The organism is Streptomyces sp. NPDC025784 (assembly GCF_055558435.1).
On sequence record NZ_JBVHMN010000024.1, the window covers coordinates 1 to 15895 of the forward strand.

At 73.6% G+C, this 15895-nt stretch carries 13 protein-coding genes and 1 rRNA gene; 11 read left to right on the plus strand and 3 right to left on the minus strand.

Translation table 11 applies throughout. The features are described from left to right. Nucleotides 1–95, plus strand: a 5S ribosomal RNA gene (gene rrf / locus ACZ4IF_RS37975); the annotation flags it as partial. A 1408-nt stretch (nt 96–1503) separates the two neighbouring features. After that, the gene (locus ACZ4IF_RS37980) at nt 1504–2382 is read left to right on the plus strand and encodes a tetratricopeptide repeat protein (protein WP_467571982.1); all 879 of its coding nucleotides are present in this window, start codon (nt 1504–1506) and stop codon (nt 2380–2382) included. A gap of 104 nt (nt 2383–2486) precedes the next feature. On the opposite strand, the gene ACZ4IF_RS37985 is transcribed toward ACZ4IF_RS37980, so the two are convergent. Then, nucleotides 2487–3779: a DUF1015 domain-containing protein gene (locus tag ACZ4IF_RS37985; protein WP_467571662.1), complete on the minus strand. Its 1293-nt coding sequence runs from the start codon at nt 3777–3779 to the stop codon at nt 2487–2489. Nucleotides 3780–3851: 72 nt separating this feature from the next. Here ACZ4IF_RS37985 and ACZ4IF_RS37990 point away from each other — a divergent pair, with 72 nt between their 5' ends. The 4 genes from ACZ4IF_RS37990 (at nt 3852) to ACZ4IF_RS38005 (ending at nt 8019) form a co-directional block, all read left to right on the plus strand. Continuing rightward, nucleotides 3852–4919, plus strand: coding sequence for an HAD hydrolase-like protein (locus tag ACZ4IF_RS37990; RefSeq protein ID WP_467571664.1), 1068 nt, complete (start codon nt 3852–3854; stop codon nt 4917–4919). Between the two features lie 69 nt (nt 4920–4988). Further along, on the plus strand, nt 4989–6032 hold the full coding sequence (locus ACZ4IF_RS37995) for a FecCD family ABC transporter permease (protein ID WP_467571667.1): 1044 nt from the start codon (nt 4989–4991) through the stop codon (nt 6030–6032). Nucleotides 6033–6124: 92 nt separating this feature from the next. Further along, a complete protein-coding gene (locus ACZ4IF_RS38000) occupies nt 6125–7162 on the plus strand; it encodes a FecCD family ABC transporter permease (protein WP_467571985.1) in 1038 nt (345 codons plus the stop codon). Continuing rightward, the gene (locus ACZ4IF_RS38005; protein WP_467571670.1) at nt 7159–8019 is read left to right on the plus strand and encodes an ABC transporter ATP-binding protein; all 861 of its coding nucleotides are present in this window, start codon (nt 7159–7161) and stop codon (nt 8017–8019) included. The genes ACZ4IF_RS38000 and ACZ4IF_RS38005 overlap by 4 nt, the downstream gene beginning before the upstream one ends. Before the next feature lie 86 nt (nt 8020–8105). On the opposite strand, the gene ACZ4IF_RS38010 is transcribed toward ACZ4IF_RS38005, so the two are convergent. Then, entirely contained in the window at nt 8106–8453 is a 348-nt protein-coding gene (locus tag ACZ4IF_RS38010) for an SCP2 sterol-binding domain-containing protein (protein WP_467571673.1), read from the minus strand. A 42-nt stretch (nt 8454–8495) separates the two neighbouring features. Here ACZ4IF_RS38010 and ACZ4IF_RS38015 point away from each other — a divergent pair, with 42 nt between their 5' ends. The 5 genes from ACZ4IF_RS38015 (at nt 8496) to ACZ4IF_RS38035 (ending at nt 14118) form a co-directional block, all read left to right on the plus strand. Further along, complete coding sequence (locus ACZ4IF_RS38015; protein WP_467571676.1) at nt 8496–8885, plus strand: hypothetical protein; 390 nt, start codon at nt 8496–8498, stop codon at nt 8883–8885. Between the two features lie 7 nt (nt 8886–8892). Next, entirely contained in the window at nt 8893–9708 is an 816-nt protein-coding gene (locus tag ACZ4IF_RS38020) for a TlyA family RNA methyltransferase (protein ID WP_426682344.1), read from the plus strand. Then, entirely contained in the window at nt 9705–10610 is a 906-nt protein-coding gene (locus ACZ4IF_RS38025; RefSeq protein WP_028805222.1) for an NAD kinase, read from the plus strand. The genes ACZ4IF_RS38020 and ACZ4IF_RS38025 overlap by 4 nt, the downstream gene beginning before the upstream one ends. 179 nt (nt 10611–10789) lie before the next feature. Continuing rightward, on the plus strand, nt 10790–12520 hold the full coding sequence (gene recN / locus ACZ4IF_RS38030; protein ID WP_467571680.1) for a DNA repair protein RecN: 1731 nt from the start codon (nt 10790–10792) through the stop codon (nt 12518–12520). 461 nt (nt 12521–12981) lie between these two features. After that, nucleotides 12982–14118, plus strand: a complete 1137-nt coding sequence (locus ACZ4IF_RS38035; RefSeq protein ID WP_467571683.1) for a glycosyltransferase family 4 protein — start codon at nt 12982–12984, stop codon at nt 14116–14118. A gap of 21 nt (nt 14119–14139) precedes the next feature. On the opposite strand, the gene ACZ4IF_RS38040 is transcribed toward ACZ4IF_RS38035, so the two are convergent. Continuing rightward, nucleotides 14140–15768: a PucR family transcriptional regulator gene (locus tag ACZ4IF_RS38040; RefSeq protein WP_467571685.1), complete on the minus strand. Its 1629-nt coding sequence runs from the start codon at nt 15766–15768 to the stop codon at nt 14140–14142. Between the last annotated feature and the right edge of the window lie 127 nt (nt 15769–15895).

Sequence of the window (15895 nt, forward strand, 5' to 3'; positions counted from 1 at the left end):
AAACGCCCGGTTACATTCCGAACCCGGAAGCTAAGCCTTACAGCGCCGATGGTACTGCAGGGGGGACCCTGTGGGAGAGTAGGACGCCGCCGAACAATCTTTGGAGGACCTTTGGTCCCAGCGACTCGCTGGGACCAAAGGTCCTTTTTTGTTTTTCCGAAGCGCGCCGGGTACCCGACTGCGCGAGAATGACTTGCGGTACCGAAGACAGGAGTCACCATGTCCCCCAACTCTCCCGACGAGCGTCCGGAGCGCGACCAGCGCCGCCGGGACAGTGGTGACCGCGGCGGCTACCGTGGCGGCCCGCGCCGCGACAGCGACCGTGGCGGCTACGGCCGGCGCGACGACCGACGCGACGACCGCCGAGGCGACGACCGCCGAGGCGACGACCGCGGTGGATCCCGCCGCGACGACAGCCGTGACAGCGGTGGCTTCCGAGCCCGCGACGACCGGCGTGACGACCGTCGCGACGGCGACCGCGGCGGACGACCGCCGTACCGTCGTGACGACCGGTCCAGTGGGCCTCGCCGCGACGACCGGGACCGTGACCGTGGTTTCCGCAGGGACGGGGACCGTCCGGCGTTCCGCCGTGACGACCGTCCCGGTGGCCCGCGCCGCGACGACGACCGCGGTGGCTACGGCCGCCGTGACGACCGTCGTGACAGCGGTGACCGTGGCGACCGCGGTGGTTTCCGTCGTGACGACAGCCGTGGTGGCGACTTCCGTCGCGACGACCGGCGTGACGAGCGCCCCGCCTACCGTCGCGACGACCGCAGGGACGACCGGCGCGACGACCGCCGCGGCGACGACCGCGGTGGCTTCCGTCGCGACGACCGTCGTGACGGCGGTGACCGTGGCGACCGCGGTGGTTTCCGCCGCGACGACCGTGACCGTGGTTTCCGCAGGGACGGGGACCGTCCGGCGTACCGCCGTGACGACCGTCCCGGCGGCCCGCGCCGCGACGACGACCGCGGTGGCTACGGCCGCCGTGACGACCGTCGTGACAGCGGTGACCGTGGCGACCGCGGTGGTTTCCGTCGTGACGACAGCCGTGGTGGCGACTTCCGTCGCGACGACCGGCGCGACGAGCGCCCCGCCTACCGTCGCGACGACCGTCGTGACGGCGGTGACCGTGGCGACCGCGGTGGTTTCCGCCGCGACGACAGCCGAGGTGGCGACTTCCGTCGCGACGACCGGCGCGACGAGCGCCCCGCCTACCGTCGCGACGACCGCAGGGACGACCGGCGCGACGACCGCCGCGGCGACGACCGCGGTGGCTTCCGTCGCGACGACCGCGGTCGTGACGACCGTGGACGCGGTGGTCCGCGCCGTGACGACCGGGGCGGACGCCCCGGCGGCTTCCGCGGTCGCGACGACCGCAGGGGCGGCGACGACCGGCGCGGCGGTGGCGGCCGCTACCGCGAGGAGCGGGACCGCGACCGCGAGCCGATCAAGCGGCTCCCGATCCCTGACGACGTCACGGGCCACGAGATCGACAAGGACGTGCAGCAGGAGCTCCAGAGCCTGCCCAAGGGCCTTGCCGAGGACGTCTCGCGCAACCTGGTGATGGTCGCCCGGCTCATCGACGAGGACCCCGAGGGCGCATACGCGTACTCGAAGATCGCACTGCGGCTGGCCTCGCGCGTCGCCGCCGTGCGTGAGGCGGCCGGCTTCGCCGCGTACGCCAACCAGAAGTTCAGCGAGGCGCTCGCCGAGTTCCGCGCCGCGCGGCGGATGACCGGCAGCGTGGAGCTGTGGCCCGTCATGGCGGACTGCGAGCGCGGCCTCGGACGGCCCGAGAAGGCGCTGGACATGGCCGGTGCCCCCGAGGTGCAGAAGCTGGACAAGGCCGGTCAGGTCGAGATGCGTCTCGTGGCGGCCGGTGCGCGCCGCGACATGGACCAGCTGGACGCCGCCATCGTGACCCTTCAGAGCCCTGAGCTGGCGTCGAACTCCGTGCAGCCGTGGACGGCGCGCCTGCGTTACGCGTACGCCGACGCGCTCCTCGCCGCCGGCCGCGAGGACGAGGCCCGTGAGTGGTTCGCGAAGGCCGTCGAGTCCGACAAGGACGGCAGCACCGACGCCTCCGACCGGCTCGCCGAGCTCGACGGTGTCGAGTTCCTCGACGTCCTCGTCGAGGACGAGGACGGGGCCAAGGCGGTCGCGACGCAGCCGGAGGCCGAGGCCGAGGCCGCGGAGACGTCCGGGACCGCTGCCGAAGCCGACGCCGACTTCGAGGACGAGGACCAGCTCGACGAGGACGAGGACGACGAGGCCCTCGACGAGGCCGAGTCGGCCCCCGACGCGCAGCCGGAGGCCGGCAGCGACGCGGCGGACCGCGACGCTGCGGACTCCGACGGCGGCGAGGCCCCGCGCGACTGACACCCCGCCCAGCCCCGCGACAGCGGGGCGGACGGCGCACGACCTGCACGGGCGGCGGGACTCCGGAAAGGAGTCCCGCCGCCCGTCGGCGTTTCCGCGTGGGTTCAGCGGGCCAGTGCCCGCAGCACCAGCCCCGAGGCCGGCTTCGGCCCGAACGACGTCGATTTGCGGGGCATCTTGACCCCCTGGCGCGCGAGGTCGCGTACGACCTCCTCGCGGACCGGATGCATCAGGACGGCTGTCCCGCCGTCGCGTTCCGCCTTCTCGACCGTGGCGGTCGTGTCGTGGATGTACGCGATGTGCGCGGGCGAGTCCTCCGGGATGGCCCAGATGTGATCGAGGAGCGTGGCGTGCAGGACGGTCGCGTCGAGGGTGCGCCACGCCTCGGGGCGGTCGGCCGGGATCGTCCGGGCGAGGAGGGCCGGGTCCGGGCGGTCGAGCAGGTGGAAGGCGCCGTCGCCCGCCAGGAGGAAGGCGTTCCCGTCGGCGGCGGCCACCGCCAGGGCCTTCAGCGCCTCGGGGAGGGGCGCGTCGAGGCGGCGTACGCGGAAGGAGTCCCCGAGCGCGGCCAGGGCATCGGGCACCGGCAGCTGGTGCAGCAGGCGGTGGATGGCGCGGACGCGCAGCGGATAGCGCGCCGTGTCCACCAGCAGTACGAGGCCGAAGTCCCAGGGGCTGGGCGAGGGGTGCTCGGCGCGCAGCCGCAGGCAGGTGGCCCAGCGGTGGTGGCCGTCGGCGATGAGAGCCTGGTGGTGGCCGAGATCTGTCTGGATCTCGGCCAGTTCGGCCGGGTCGGTGACCGCCCACAGGCGGTGGCCGATGCCGTCCTCGGTGACGGTCGCGAGGAGCGGCGGGAGTTCGGCCGTCCGCTCGATGACCGCGGCCGTGCCCACGCGGGAACCGTTGCCCCGGTAGGTCAGGAGCAGCGGTTCGAGGTTGGCGGAGGTGGCGCGCATCAGGGCCGCGCGGTCCGCGACGACGTGCGGCATGACGTCCTCGTGCGGGAGGACGACCCCCTCCGAGGGCTCGGAGAGGCGCAGGGCGCCGATGACACCGCGTTGCAGATGGTCGCCGTCGCGCTGTTCGTAGACGTACAGGCCCGGCTCGGAGTCGGTCGTCAGTACGCCCTCGGACAGCCAGCGGCTGAGGGTGTCGGCCGCCTGCTGGTTGCGGGCTTCGGGGGTGACGTCCTGGGGGAGGATCAGCCGGACGATGTTGTGGGGGTCGGCGGACTCGAGTTCGATCAGCCCGTCGGGCCGCACGATGACGTCGTACGGCGGGGATGTCACGGCGGCCAGGCTGCCGACCCGGTCGGGGTCGTAGCGCAGGCCCCGGAACGGGGTCAGTTCGAGGCCGCTGCGCGCCGGTGTCTCCTCCGCGGGACCTGCATAGTTCATTGGGGCATCGTAAGTGCGTCGGTGGCATGAGCGATGATCGGGGGAAAGTGGTCGAACGAGGAGCGATACGCAATGAGCCAGACCGTCCGGACCCGGCCCAAGGGCAGTGACCAGGCATTGAGCGAGGCGTACGACACCGCTCTGCTCGATTTGGACGGAGTGGTCTATGCGGGTGGCGGTGCGATCGCGCACGCCGTGGAATCGCTCGGTACGGCCCGCTCCGGAGGCATGCATCTCGCGTACGTCACGAACAACGCGCTCAGGACGCCGGACGCGGTGGCCGCGCATCTGACCGAGCTCGGGACGGAGACCGACGCCGCCGATGTGATCACCTCGGCGCAAGCCGTGGCACGGCTCATCAGCGAGCAGGTGCCCGCCGGTGCGCGCGTGCTGGTCATCGGCGGCGACGGGCTGCGGGTCGCGTTGCGCGAGCGCGGGCTGGAGCCGGTGGAATCCGCCGACGACGACCCGGCGGCGGTCGTCCAGGGCTACGGCGGACCGGACCTGCCCTGGGGTCGCTTCGCGGAGGCGTGCTACGCCGTCGCGCGCGGGGTGCCGTGGTTCGCGTCCAACACCGATCTGACCATCCCGAGCGCACGAGGCATCGCCCCCGGGAACGGCGCGGCGGTCGAGGTGGTCCGTATCGCCACCGGTGCCGAGCCGCAGGTGGCCGGCAAGCCGCTGCCCCCGATGCACCGCGAGACGATCCTGCGGACCGGGGCGAAGCGCCCGCTGGTGGTCGGGGACCGGCTGGACACGGACATCGAGGGCGCGTTCAACGGCGAGGTGGACTCCCTGCTCGTGCTGACCGGCGTGACGGACGGCGCACAGCTCCTCGCGGCGCCGCCGCAGCACCGGCCGACGTACGTGGACGCGGATCTGCGCGGTCTGCTCACCGGCCAGCCCGAGGTCGTCGAGGCGGGCGAGGGCTTCCGCTGCGGCGGCTGGACGGCGACGGCCCGCCGGTCGAGCGGGTCCGCGGGGCCGGACCGGCCGGGCGACGCGGGGAGGCTGGAGCTGGAGGGCGACGGCGAGCCCATCGACGGGCTGCGGGCGCTGTGCGCCGCGGCGTGGACGGCGGCCGGCGAGGGCACCTGCGCACTGGACGGCGGGAAGGCGCTGGCCAGACTGGGGCTCTGAGCAGGCGTTGCCCCGACGGGTGCTGACGGGGGATCGAGACGCGATGCGAGGGTAGGCTAACCTAACCTCGTGTTGGTCGACAGTCCTCCCGAACAGCGCGCGGAGCCCGCCCCCGCGCCCCCAACCCGCCGGACGATACGTGCCTTTGGGCTCCTCGCCTCCGCCGGGATCCTGGTGCTCGTCGCCCTGGCGAGCATCGCGGTCGGTGCGAAGGCGCTGCCGCTGGACCAGGTCTGGCACGGCCTGTTCCACGGCTCGGGGACATACGCCGACGTCGTGGTGCGTGACCGGATGTCCCGTACCGTGCTCGGCCTGCTCGTCGGCGCCGCGCTGGGGCTGTCGGGTGCCGTCCTCCAGGCGCTCACCCGCAATCCCCTGGCGGACCCCGGACTGCTGGGCATCAACGCGGGCGCGTCCGCGGCGGTCGTCACCGCGATCACGTATTTCGGGGTCACGAGTCTGAGCGGCTACGTCTGGTTCGCCTTCTTCGGTGCGGCGGCCGTCGGGGCGCTGGTCTGGTTCCTCGGCGGCAGCCGCGGCGCGACCCCGGTGCGGCTCGCGCTCGCGGGCACGGCCATCAGCGCCGCGCTCTACGGCTATCTCCAGGCCGTGATGATCACGGACGACGCGGCGCTCGGCAAGATGCGCTTCTGGACGGTCGGATCGCTCGCCTCGGCCACCGACTCGACCATCAAGCAGGTGCTGCCGTTCCTGGTGGTCGGCACGGTCGCCGCGCTGGCCCTGGCCCGGCCGCTGAACGCGGTCGCGATGGGGGACGACACGGCCCGCGCGCTCGGTGCCAACCTCAACCGGACCCGCGCCCTGTCCATGGCCGCCGCCACCGTGCTGTGCGGCGCCGCGACCGCCGCCTGCGGGCCGATCGTGTTCGTCGGACTGATGGTCCCGCACGTCGTACGGTCCTTCACCGGCCCCGACCTGCGCTGGATCCTGCCGTACGCCACCGTCCTGTCGCCCGTCCTGCTGCTCGGCGCCGATGTCGTCGGACGGCTGGTGGCCCGGCCGGCGGAGCTCCAGGTCGGCATCGTCACCGCCGTCCTGGGCGGCCCGGTCTTCATCTTTCTCGTACGGCGACGGAGGACGGCACAGCTGTGAGGAACACCGGCAACCCGGCCTCCGTCCGGAACACCGCGCACGACACCGCCACCGCGGCACCCGCGGGCAAGGGCGGCGAGGCGGCCCCGGGCATCCGGGGTGTCCGCGCCGTCCGCGCGCGCGGCGGCCTCTCCGTCCGGTTCGACGTCCGGGCGTTCACCGTCGTCGTCCTGCTGCTGGCGGCCGCACTCGGCGCGAGCGTGGTGCTGATCGGCACCGGCGACTTCCCGATCCCGGCCGCGGACGTGCTCAAGACGCTGTTCGGCGACGGAGACCCCGGCCAGGAGTTCATCGTCAACGACCTGCGCCTGCCGCGCGTCCTCGTCGGCCTCCTCGTCGGGGCCTCCCTCGGCCTCGGCGGAGCGCTCTTCCAGTCCATCTCCCGCAACCCGCTCGGCAGCCCGGACGTGCTCGGCCTCGGCCAGGGCTCGACGGCCGGCGCCCTCATCATGATCGTGCTCTTCTCGGGGAGCGCGGACCAGGTCGCGCTCGGGGCGCTCGTCGGCGGACTCGTCACCGGCCTCGCCATCTACCTGCTCGCCTGGAGACGGGGCGTGCACGGCTACCGGCTGGTCCTGGTCGGTATCGGCGTCTCCGCGATCGTCACCGCCGTCAACGGCTATCTGCTGACCAAGGCGGACATCGTCGACGCGGCCCGCGCCGTCGTCTGGATGACGGGTTCCCTCAACGGCCGTGACTGGGAGCAGGTGTGGCCGCTGCTCGTCCTGTGCGCGGTCCTCGTCCCGCTCGTGCTGGCCAACGCCCGCGGGCTGCGCATGATGGAGATGGGCGACGACGTCTCGAACGCGCTCGGCGTGCGCGTCGAGCGGACACGGCTGCTGCTGATGCTCGCCGCCGTACTGCTCACCGCGGGCGCCACCGCCGCCGCCGGCCCCGTCGGCTTCGTGGCGCTCACCGCGCCGCAGCTCGCCCGGCGGCTGACCCGCTCGCCCGGACCCAACCTGGTGCCGTCCGTGTGCATGGGTGCGACGCTGCTGATCGTCGCGGACTGGGCCTCGCAGCGGGCCTTCGGCGCGGACCAGCTGCCCGTAGGCGTGGTCACCGGTGTACACGGCGGCGTGTACCTGCTGTGGCTCCTGGTCACCGAGCGCAAGGCGGGACGCATATGAGCACCAGCGGACCGGACATGAACAACCAGAGGAGCACTGTGAACCGCCTGTCCGCCGACGACGTCACCCTCGGCTACGACCAGCGCGTCATCGCGGAGAAACTGTCGGTGGAGATCCCCGACAACTCCTTCACCGTCATCGTCGGCCCCAACGCCTGCGGTAAGTCGACGCTCCTGCGCGCCCTGTCGCGGATGCTGAAGCCCACCCGCGGCCGGGTGCTCCTCGACGGCCACGTCATCCAGTCGATGCCCGCCAAGAAGGTGGCCCGCACGCTCGGGCTGCTGCCGCAGTCGTCGATCGCCCCCGACGGGATCACGGTCGGCGACCTGGTCGGCCGGGGCCGCTACCCGCACCAGGGACTGCTGCGGCAGTGGTCGGCGGAGGACGAGCGGGTGGTCCAGGAGTCCATGGCGTCGACCGGTGTCGCCGAACTCGCGGACCGCTACGTCGACGAGCTCTCCGGCGGCCAGCGCCAGCGCGTGTGGATCGCGATGGCGCTCGCCCAGCAGACCCCCCTGCTGCTCCTGGACGAGCCGACGACCTACCTCGACATCCAGCACCAGATCGACGTGCTCGACCTGTGCGCGCAGCTCCACGAGGAGCAGGGCCGCACCCTCGTCGCGGTGCTGCACGACCTCAACCACGCGGCCCGGTACGCCACCCACCTCATCGCCCTGCGCGGCGGCGAGGTCATCGCCGAGGGCGCGCCGAACGACATCGTGACGGCCGAGCTGGTCGAGCAGGTCTTCGGACTGCGCTGCCAGGTCATCGACGACCCGGAGACGGGGACTCCGCTGGTGGTGCCGGCGGCCCGCAGGGCGCGACGGGCGACAGTTGCCGCCGCCGAAGGGGCCTGAGAGAAGGGTTCCGGGCCCGTACGGGCCGCGACGGCCACCGGCCGGGACGGGCCGCGACGGCTACGGGCCCGGACCCGCCGCGGCGGCTAGAGAAGGGACCGGAGCCGGAACAGGTCCCGCAGGCCGGCCTCCAGCCGTACCCGGCCCGAACCCCAGGCCTTCGCGAAGTTCAGCTCGCCGTTCACCATCGACACCAGGTCGTCGCCGCTCATCGTGAGCCGTATCTGGGCTCGCTCGCGCGGTGCGCCGGGCAGCGCGTCGAGGACCTCGATCCGGCCGTCCTTGAGGCGCCCCACGAAGGTGATGTCGAGGTCGGTGATACGGCAGCTGAGCGAGCGGTTCAGGGTCGCCGCGCTGCGTACGTCCCCCTCGGCGCCCGCCAGGTTGTCAGAGAGCTTGTCGAGTGCGGTGCGGCACTCCTCAATCGTCGCCATCGCGATCGACGTTACCGCAGCGCTTCGCGGTAGCGTCGGGGCATGAGCGAGTCAGTTCCCGAGGCCGGGGCCCCGGCGCAGCCGGCGGCCGTGGAGCCCGCGCCGCAGGTGACGGCGTCCGAGAGCGGGCCGTCGGGCGTGCCCTCCCGGACGGCCGGACGCGAGGGCGAGGAGGTGCGGGACACCGTCCCCGATGTCGAACCCGCGTACGATCCCGCCGCGCCGGCCCCGCTGGACGTCCCCCGCACGCCGACCGGCAACGCGGACGTGGACGCCCAGCTGGACCGGCTGACCGACGCCGACCACCTCGCCACGGACGGACACGTCGAGGTGTACGAGGATGTACACCGGGGGCTGCGCGACGCGCTCACCGCGCTCGACGCCCGCCCGGGACCTCCGGCGCCCCCGACGACGTATGGCACTAGGAGCTGAACCGAACGTGGCAGGAGTGGCACGCCGCCGCCTCGACGCCGAGCTGGTCCGCCGGAAGCTCGCACGCTCGCGCGAGCACGCCGGCCAGCTGATCGCCGCGGGAAGGGTCACCGTCGGCAAGACACTCGCGACCAAGCCCGCCACTCAGGTGGAGACCGCGGCCGCGATCGTGGTCACCCAGGACGACAGCGACCCCGACTACGTCTCGCGCGGCGGGCACAAGCTCGCCGGCGCCCTGGAGGCGTTCGTACCCCAAGGGCTGAAGGTCGGGGGACGGCGGGCGCTGGACGCCGGCGCGTCCACCGGGGGCTTCACCGACGTCCTGCTGCGCGCGGGCGCCGCCCATGTCGTCGCCGTCGACGTGGGATACGGACAACTCGCCTGGTCTCTGCAGAGCGATGAACGCGTCACCGTCAAGGACCGTACGAACGTACGCGAGTTGACGTTGGAGGCGATCGATGGGGAGCCCGTGGACCTTGTTGTCGGGGATCTGTCCTTCATCCCGCTCGGACTGGTGCTGCCCGCCCTGGTGCGGTGCGCGGCGCCGGACGCCGACCTGGTGATGATGGTCAAGCCGCAGTTCGAGGTGGGGAAGGAACGGCTGGGGAGCGGCGGTGTCGTGCGCAGTCCCGAACTGCGCGCCGAGGCCGTGCGCGGGGTGGCCGGACGAGCCCGGGAGCTGGGGCTCGGAGTGAAGGGTGTGACCGCCAGCCCACTGCCCGGACCCTCGGGCAATGTCGAGTACTTTCTGTGGCTGCGTGCCGGGGCACCCGAACTCGACCCGGCCGACGTTGACCGTGCAGTGGCGGAGGGGCCGCGTTGACACAGACCCGAGCTCGTACTGTTTTCCTGCTGGCCCACACGGGGCGGCCGGCGGCCATCCGCAGCGCCGAGCTGGTCGTCCAGGGGCTGCTGCGCTCCGGAATCGGCGTACGGGTCCTGGAGGCGGAGGCGGCCGACCTGCCGCTGCCCGGCGAGGTGGAACTGATCGGGGAGGCGACGCCGCAGTGTCTCGACGGCTGCGAGCTGCTCATCGTCCTCGGGGGTGACGGCACCCTGCTGCGCGGCGCGGAGTTCGCCCGCGCCTCCGGAGTGCCCATGCTCGGGGTCAACCTCGGCCGCGTCGGCTTCCTCGCGGAGGCCGAGCGGGACGACCTCGACAAGGTCGTCGACCGTGTCGTCACCAAGGCGTACGAGGTCGAGGAGCGGATGACCGTCGACGTCGTCGTGCACCGCAACGGCGACATCGTGCACACGGACTGGGCGCTCAACGAGGCCGCCGTGCAGAAGGTGTCCGCCGAGAAGCTCCTCGAAGTCGTCCTGGAGATCGACGGGCGGCCCGTGACCGGCTTCGGCTGCGACGGCATCGTCTGCGCGACCCCGACCGGCTCCACGGCCTACGCCTTCTCCGCGGGCGGGCCCGTCGTGTGGCCGGAGGTGGAGGCGCTGCTCATGGTGCCCATCAGCGCGCACGCGCTGTTCGCCAAGCCCCTCGTCACCTCGCCGGACTCCGTGCTGGCCGTGGAGGTGCTGCCGCACGTCCCGCCGGGTGTCCTGTGGTGCGACGGCCGGCGGACCGTGGAGCTGCCGCCCGGGGCCCGTGTGGAGGTGCGGCGGGGCGCCGTGCCGGTACGGCTCGCGCGGCTGCACCACGCGTCCTTCACCGACCGGCTCGTGGCGAAGTTCGCGCTGCCGGTCTCGGGGTGGCGGGGAGCCCCTCACTAGGCGCACGCAAGGGCCTGCCACACGCGTGCGGCAGGCCCTTCGTCCGTGCGACGGACCGTTCGGAAACCCACTCCCGCGGGTGACAAGGGTGTCTTTGCGGTCCCTTGTCACCTGCGTCTTCGCTCCGGCGGGGCGGGGCCCGTCGCACACACGGGCTCCGACCTCGTAAGGTCGTGTCCGTGTTGGAGGAGATGCGGATACGGTCGCTCGGAGTCATCGACGACGCCGTCGTCGAGCTGTCGCCCGGCTTCACCGCCGTGACCGGTGAGACCGGTGCGGGCAAGACGATGGTGGTCACCAGCCTCGGGCTGCTGCTGGGCGGGCGCGCGGACCCGGCCCTCGTACGGATCGGCGCGAAGAACGCGGTCGTGGAGGGGCGGATCGCCGTACCCGCCGGAGGGACCGCCCTCGTACGGGCCGAGGAGGCCGGGGCGGAGCTCGACGACGGAGCCCTGCTCATCAGCCGTACCGTTTCCGCGGAGGGACGTTCACGGGCGCACCTCGGCGGACGCTCGGTGCCGGTGGGTGTCCTCGCGGAGCTCGCCGACGAGCTCGTCGCCGTCCACGGCCAGACCGACCAGCAGGGGCTGCTCAAACTGTCCCGGCAGCGGCAGGCGCTCGACCGGTACGCCGGGGACGCCGTCGCGGTGCCGCTCGCCAAGTACGCGGGCGCCTACCGGCGGCTGCGGGCCGTCTCGGTGGAACTGGAAGAGATCACCACGCGAGCGCGCGAGCGGGCCCAGGAGGCCGACATGCTCCGCTTCGGACTCGACGAGATCGCGGCCGTCGAGCCGCGGGCCGGCGAGGACGTCGAGCTGGCCGCCGAGGCCGAGCGGCTCGGCCACGCGGAGGCGCTGGCCTCGGCCGCCACCGCCGCGCACGCCGCCCTGGCGGGCAATCCCGAGGACCCCGAGGGAATCGACGCCACCACGCTCGTCGCGGGCGCCCACCGGGCGCTGGAGGCCGTGCGGTCCCACGACTCCGCCCTCGCCGCCCTCTCCGGGCGCATCGGCGAGATCGGGATCCTGCTCGGTGATGTCGCGGGCGAGCTGGCCGGATACGCCGACGACCTCGACGCCGACCCGCTGCGGCTCGCCGCGGTCGAGGAGCGCCGCGCCGCGCTCACCCAGCTGACCCGGAAGTACGGCGAGGACATCGCCGCCGTGCTCGCCTGGGCCGAACAGAGCGCCGCGCGACTCACCGAACTCGACGGCGACGACGAGCGGATCGACGAACTGACCGCCGAACGGGACGCGTTGCGCACCGAACTGGGCGGACTCGCGCAGGCCTTGACCGACGCGCGCACGGAGGCGGCCGCACGGTTCGCCGCCGCCGTCACCGCCGAACTGGCCTCGCTCGCCATGCCGCACGCGCGCGTGTCCTTCGACATCCGGCAGACGGACGACCCGGACGGAGTGGAGCTCGGCGGGCGCACCGTCGCGTACGGGCCCGCGGGCGTCGACGAGGTCGAGCTGCTGCTCGCCCCCCACCCGGGTGCGCCCCCGAGGCCCATCGCCAAGGGCGCGTCGGGCGGTGAACTCTCGCGCGTGATGCTCGCTGTCGAGGTGGTCTTCGCGGGCACGGACCCGGTCCCGACCTATCTGTTCGACGAGGTCGACGCCGGTGTCGGCGGCAAGGCCGCCGTGGAGATCGGACGTCGGCTCGCCAAGCTCGCCAGGACCGCCCAGGTCGTGGTCGTGACGCATCTGCCGCAGGTCGCCGCGTTCGCCGACCGGCAGCTGCTCGTCGAGAAGACCAACGACGGGTCGGTCACCCGGTCCGGAGTGAAGGTCCTGGAGGGCGAGGAGCGGATCCGTGAACTGTCCCGGATGCTCGCCGGGCAGGAGGACTCGGAGACGGCGCGGGCCCACGCCGAGGAGCTGCTCGCGACGGCGCGCGCCGACGGCTAGGCGGGAGTCGTCCGGATCGGCCCGCGTCCGCGCCCGTCCGGCACCTCGCCGCGTTGCCCCCGGGCGCGCGCCGTCGGGGCCTTCGGCCGCCGCGGGTCTCCCTTCGGCGGGGCCGCCCGACCTTGCCGCCCTCGGTTCGGTCGGGCCCTGCGCGGGACTTCGGGCGCGTTGGGGGGTGTGGCGGCGTGAACATGTTGTCGCGCGCCTTGCGGAGGGGGCGGCGCGCCCTCGCCAACCCCTTCCACATGCAGGGGACTTCTCACCCGTGTGAGTGATCGGCCTCGGCGAGTCGCCCCGTCCGCCGCGCCCCGCACCGGCGACGGTCCCGGAACACCCGTACGGCCTGGCATCCTTGGCGGAGTACGCGAAGTCCGCGGAGCGCGCTGTGCGTCACACTCCCGCACGAACCTTCTGTACGTTTCTTCGTGACCGTCCGACGCCGAACCAGGAGCCCTGGCCGCGTGACCCACGTGAGCAGCCACCCGCCGCACGGCCAGTCCGCCCTGCGCACCGTGCAGGTGCTCGGTGGCGGGAGCGCGGGCAGCAGCGCGCACGTGCGGTCGCTCGCAGCGGGCCTGGTGGCCCGAGGGGTACGCGTCACGGTGTGCGCTCCCACCGAGGCCGACCGGGCGTACGGCTTCACGCACGCGGGCGCGCAGCACGTGCCCGTGCCGCGCAGCAGCGATCCCGCCTCCGTGGCCGCGCTGCGGGCGGCGTGCGCGGACGCCGACCTGGTCCACGCGCACGGACTGCACGCCGGACTGCGGGCGACGCTGGCCCTCAGCGGACTTCGTGTACCGCTCGTCGTCACCTGGCACACGCGCGCGCACGCCGAGGGCGCCCGGGCCCATCTGCTGCGGCTGCTGGAACGGAGGGTCGCCCGGACCGCCGCCGTGGTGCTGGGCACCTCCTCCGATCTGGTGGACCGGGCGCGCAGGAGGGGCGCCCGCGACGCACGGCTCGCCGCCGTCGCCCTGCCCGCACCCCGCACCCCCGCGGAGCCGCAGGACCCCGATCTCTCGCCGCTCAAGGTGCGGGCCGAACTCGGCGCCACCGAACGCCCGTTGCTCATGGCCGTCGGCTCGCTCGACCGGCACCGCGGCTACGACGTCCTGCTGGACGCGGCACGCTCCTGGCGGCGCCTCGATCCCGTGCCGCTGCTCGTCATCGCGGGGGAGGGACCGCTGCGGGCGGCGCTCCAGCGGCGGATCGAGGACGAAGAGCTGCCCGCCCGCCTGATCGGACGGCGCGGTGACGTCGCGGACCTCCTCTCGGCCGCCGATCTCGCACTGCTGACCAGCAGTTGGGAGTCGCGCTCGGTCCTCGCGCAGGAGGCCCTGCACGCGGGCGTGCCGCTCGTCGCCACCGCGGTCGGCGGCATCCCCGAACTCGTCGGCGACGCCGCCGAACTCGTCCCGTACGGCGACGCGGACGCCCTCGCCGACGCGGTGGTGCGCCTGCTCGGCGACCCCGCACACCGGGAACTCCTGAAGGAGCGGGGCACCCGGCAGGCCGCCGGCTGGCCGACCGAGGACGAGACGGTGGCCCAAGTGCTCAGCGTCTACGACGAGTTGACGCAGGCTCAACCCCTCGCCTGAGCCCCCGGCGCCACGGCCCGGCTACGGGACGTGGCGCCGGGCCCGCAGCGCCAGGCTCAACGCCATGACGGTCTGCGGGTCGTCCAGGTCCGTGCCGAGCAACTCACCGATCCTGGCGAGGCGGTTGTAGAGAGTCTGCCGGTTCAGGTGCAGCTCGCGGGCGGTCTCCGCCTTACGGCCCGCGTGCGCCAAGTAGGTCTCCAAAGTGGGCAGCAGAGGCGGCTTGGAGCGGTTGTCGTGGTCGCGCAGCGGGCCGATCGCACGGTCCACGAAGGCTGCCAGGTCCGGCTGGTCGCGCAGCCGCCACAGCAGCAGGTCGATGTCCAGGCGGCGCGCGTCGTACCAGGGGCGGTCCGACAGGCCCTGCGCCGCCGTCGCCGTCTCCGCGGCGTGCCGCAGACCGGCCGAGGCGGCGGCCCAGCCGCCCGCGACGCCGACGACCACCACCGGCGGCTGCGCGCCGGGCCGTTGCATGCCGGCGCGTTCCACGCCGGCCCGCAGCGCCGCGGCGACCCGATCCGCCACAGTCGGGCGTTCGGACTCCGAGCGCAGGCCCACGAGCAGTGGCACGCGGCCCTCGACGGGGCGCACGCCGAGCAGCAGCGGGACTCCGACCGAGGCCAGCTCCTCGGCGACCGCGCGGGCCAGGACCGCCCAACCGCCGCCGGGGGAGGGGCCGTCGGCGAGACGCATCACGACCGGGAGGAGCGGCCCGGCACCGGGCTTGAAGCCGAGCACCCGGGCCTGCGCGGGCGCGTCCTCGGCCGCGATACGGCCCTCGGCGAGATCGGTGAGGAAGTCGCCGCGCCCGCGCGCCGCGAGCTCCTCCTCCTGGCGGGCCTGCATCAGTACGACGGCCAGGATGCCGGCGGCCCGCTCCGCGGCGATCCGGTGCACCGGGGCGACAGGGTTGCCGACCGGCAGCAGAACGAGACGTGCCCGCACGGAGCCCGAGCCGGGGCCGCCCCCGGGCACGTCCACGAGCGTCGTACCGGCGGGCGGCTCCTGCTTGTGCTGGCCGCGCAGGCCCTCCCACACCTGGAGCGGGTCGGCACCGGCGGACTTCGTCCCGGCGGCGTACAGGAGCTGTCCGTCCGCCGTCTCCAGGAAGACCGGGTCGCCGCTGAAGTCCGCCAGGATGTCCAGGACTTGGGGCACACCGCCGCCGCCGAGGAGTGCCTCCGTGCAGCGCCGGTGCACCTCCTCGGCCTGCTGGAGCAGCGCGTAGTGGCCGTTGACGATCTCGGTGTGCACCTCCTCCGTGACCGTCACGAACGGCACTTCGCGGTGCAGCTGGACCAGCGGGAGACCGGCGGCCCGCGCCGTGTCGACGAGCGCGGAGGGCAGCCGGGTGAAGCGTGGCCCCAGCTCCACGACGAGCGCGGCGATACCCCGCTCGGCGAGCGTGCGGACGAAGGCGCGCTGGTCCGCGGGGCGTGTGCCGAGCCCGTATCCCGTCGTCAGGAGCAGCTCGCCGCCCTTGAGCAGCGAGGCGATGTTCGGGACCTCGCCCGCGTGCACCCAGCGCACGGTGCGCTGCAGGCGGTCGGCTCCGGCGAGGATCTCCGGCAGTCCGCTGCGCAGTCCGGGCAGCTCGAGGGCCCGCTGCACAGTGATTCCGGCGCCCTGGGTGTCGTAACGGCTGTCCATACGGCGGACGCTACCCGTGGATGCGTTCCGGGGGCATCTTCCGGGGCTCCGGGAAGATCCGCGGGACCGGCCTCGGCAGGCGCCGGGGGACCGGTCGGAGGGTGCCGGGCCCGGCACCGGCCGCCGT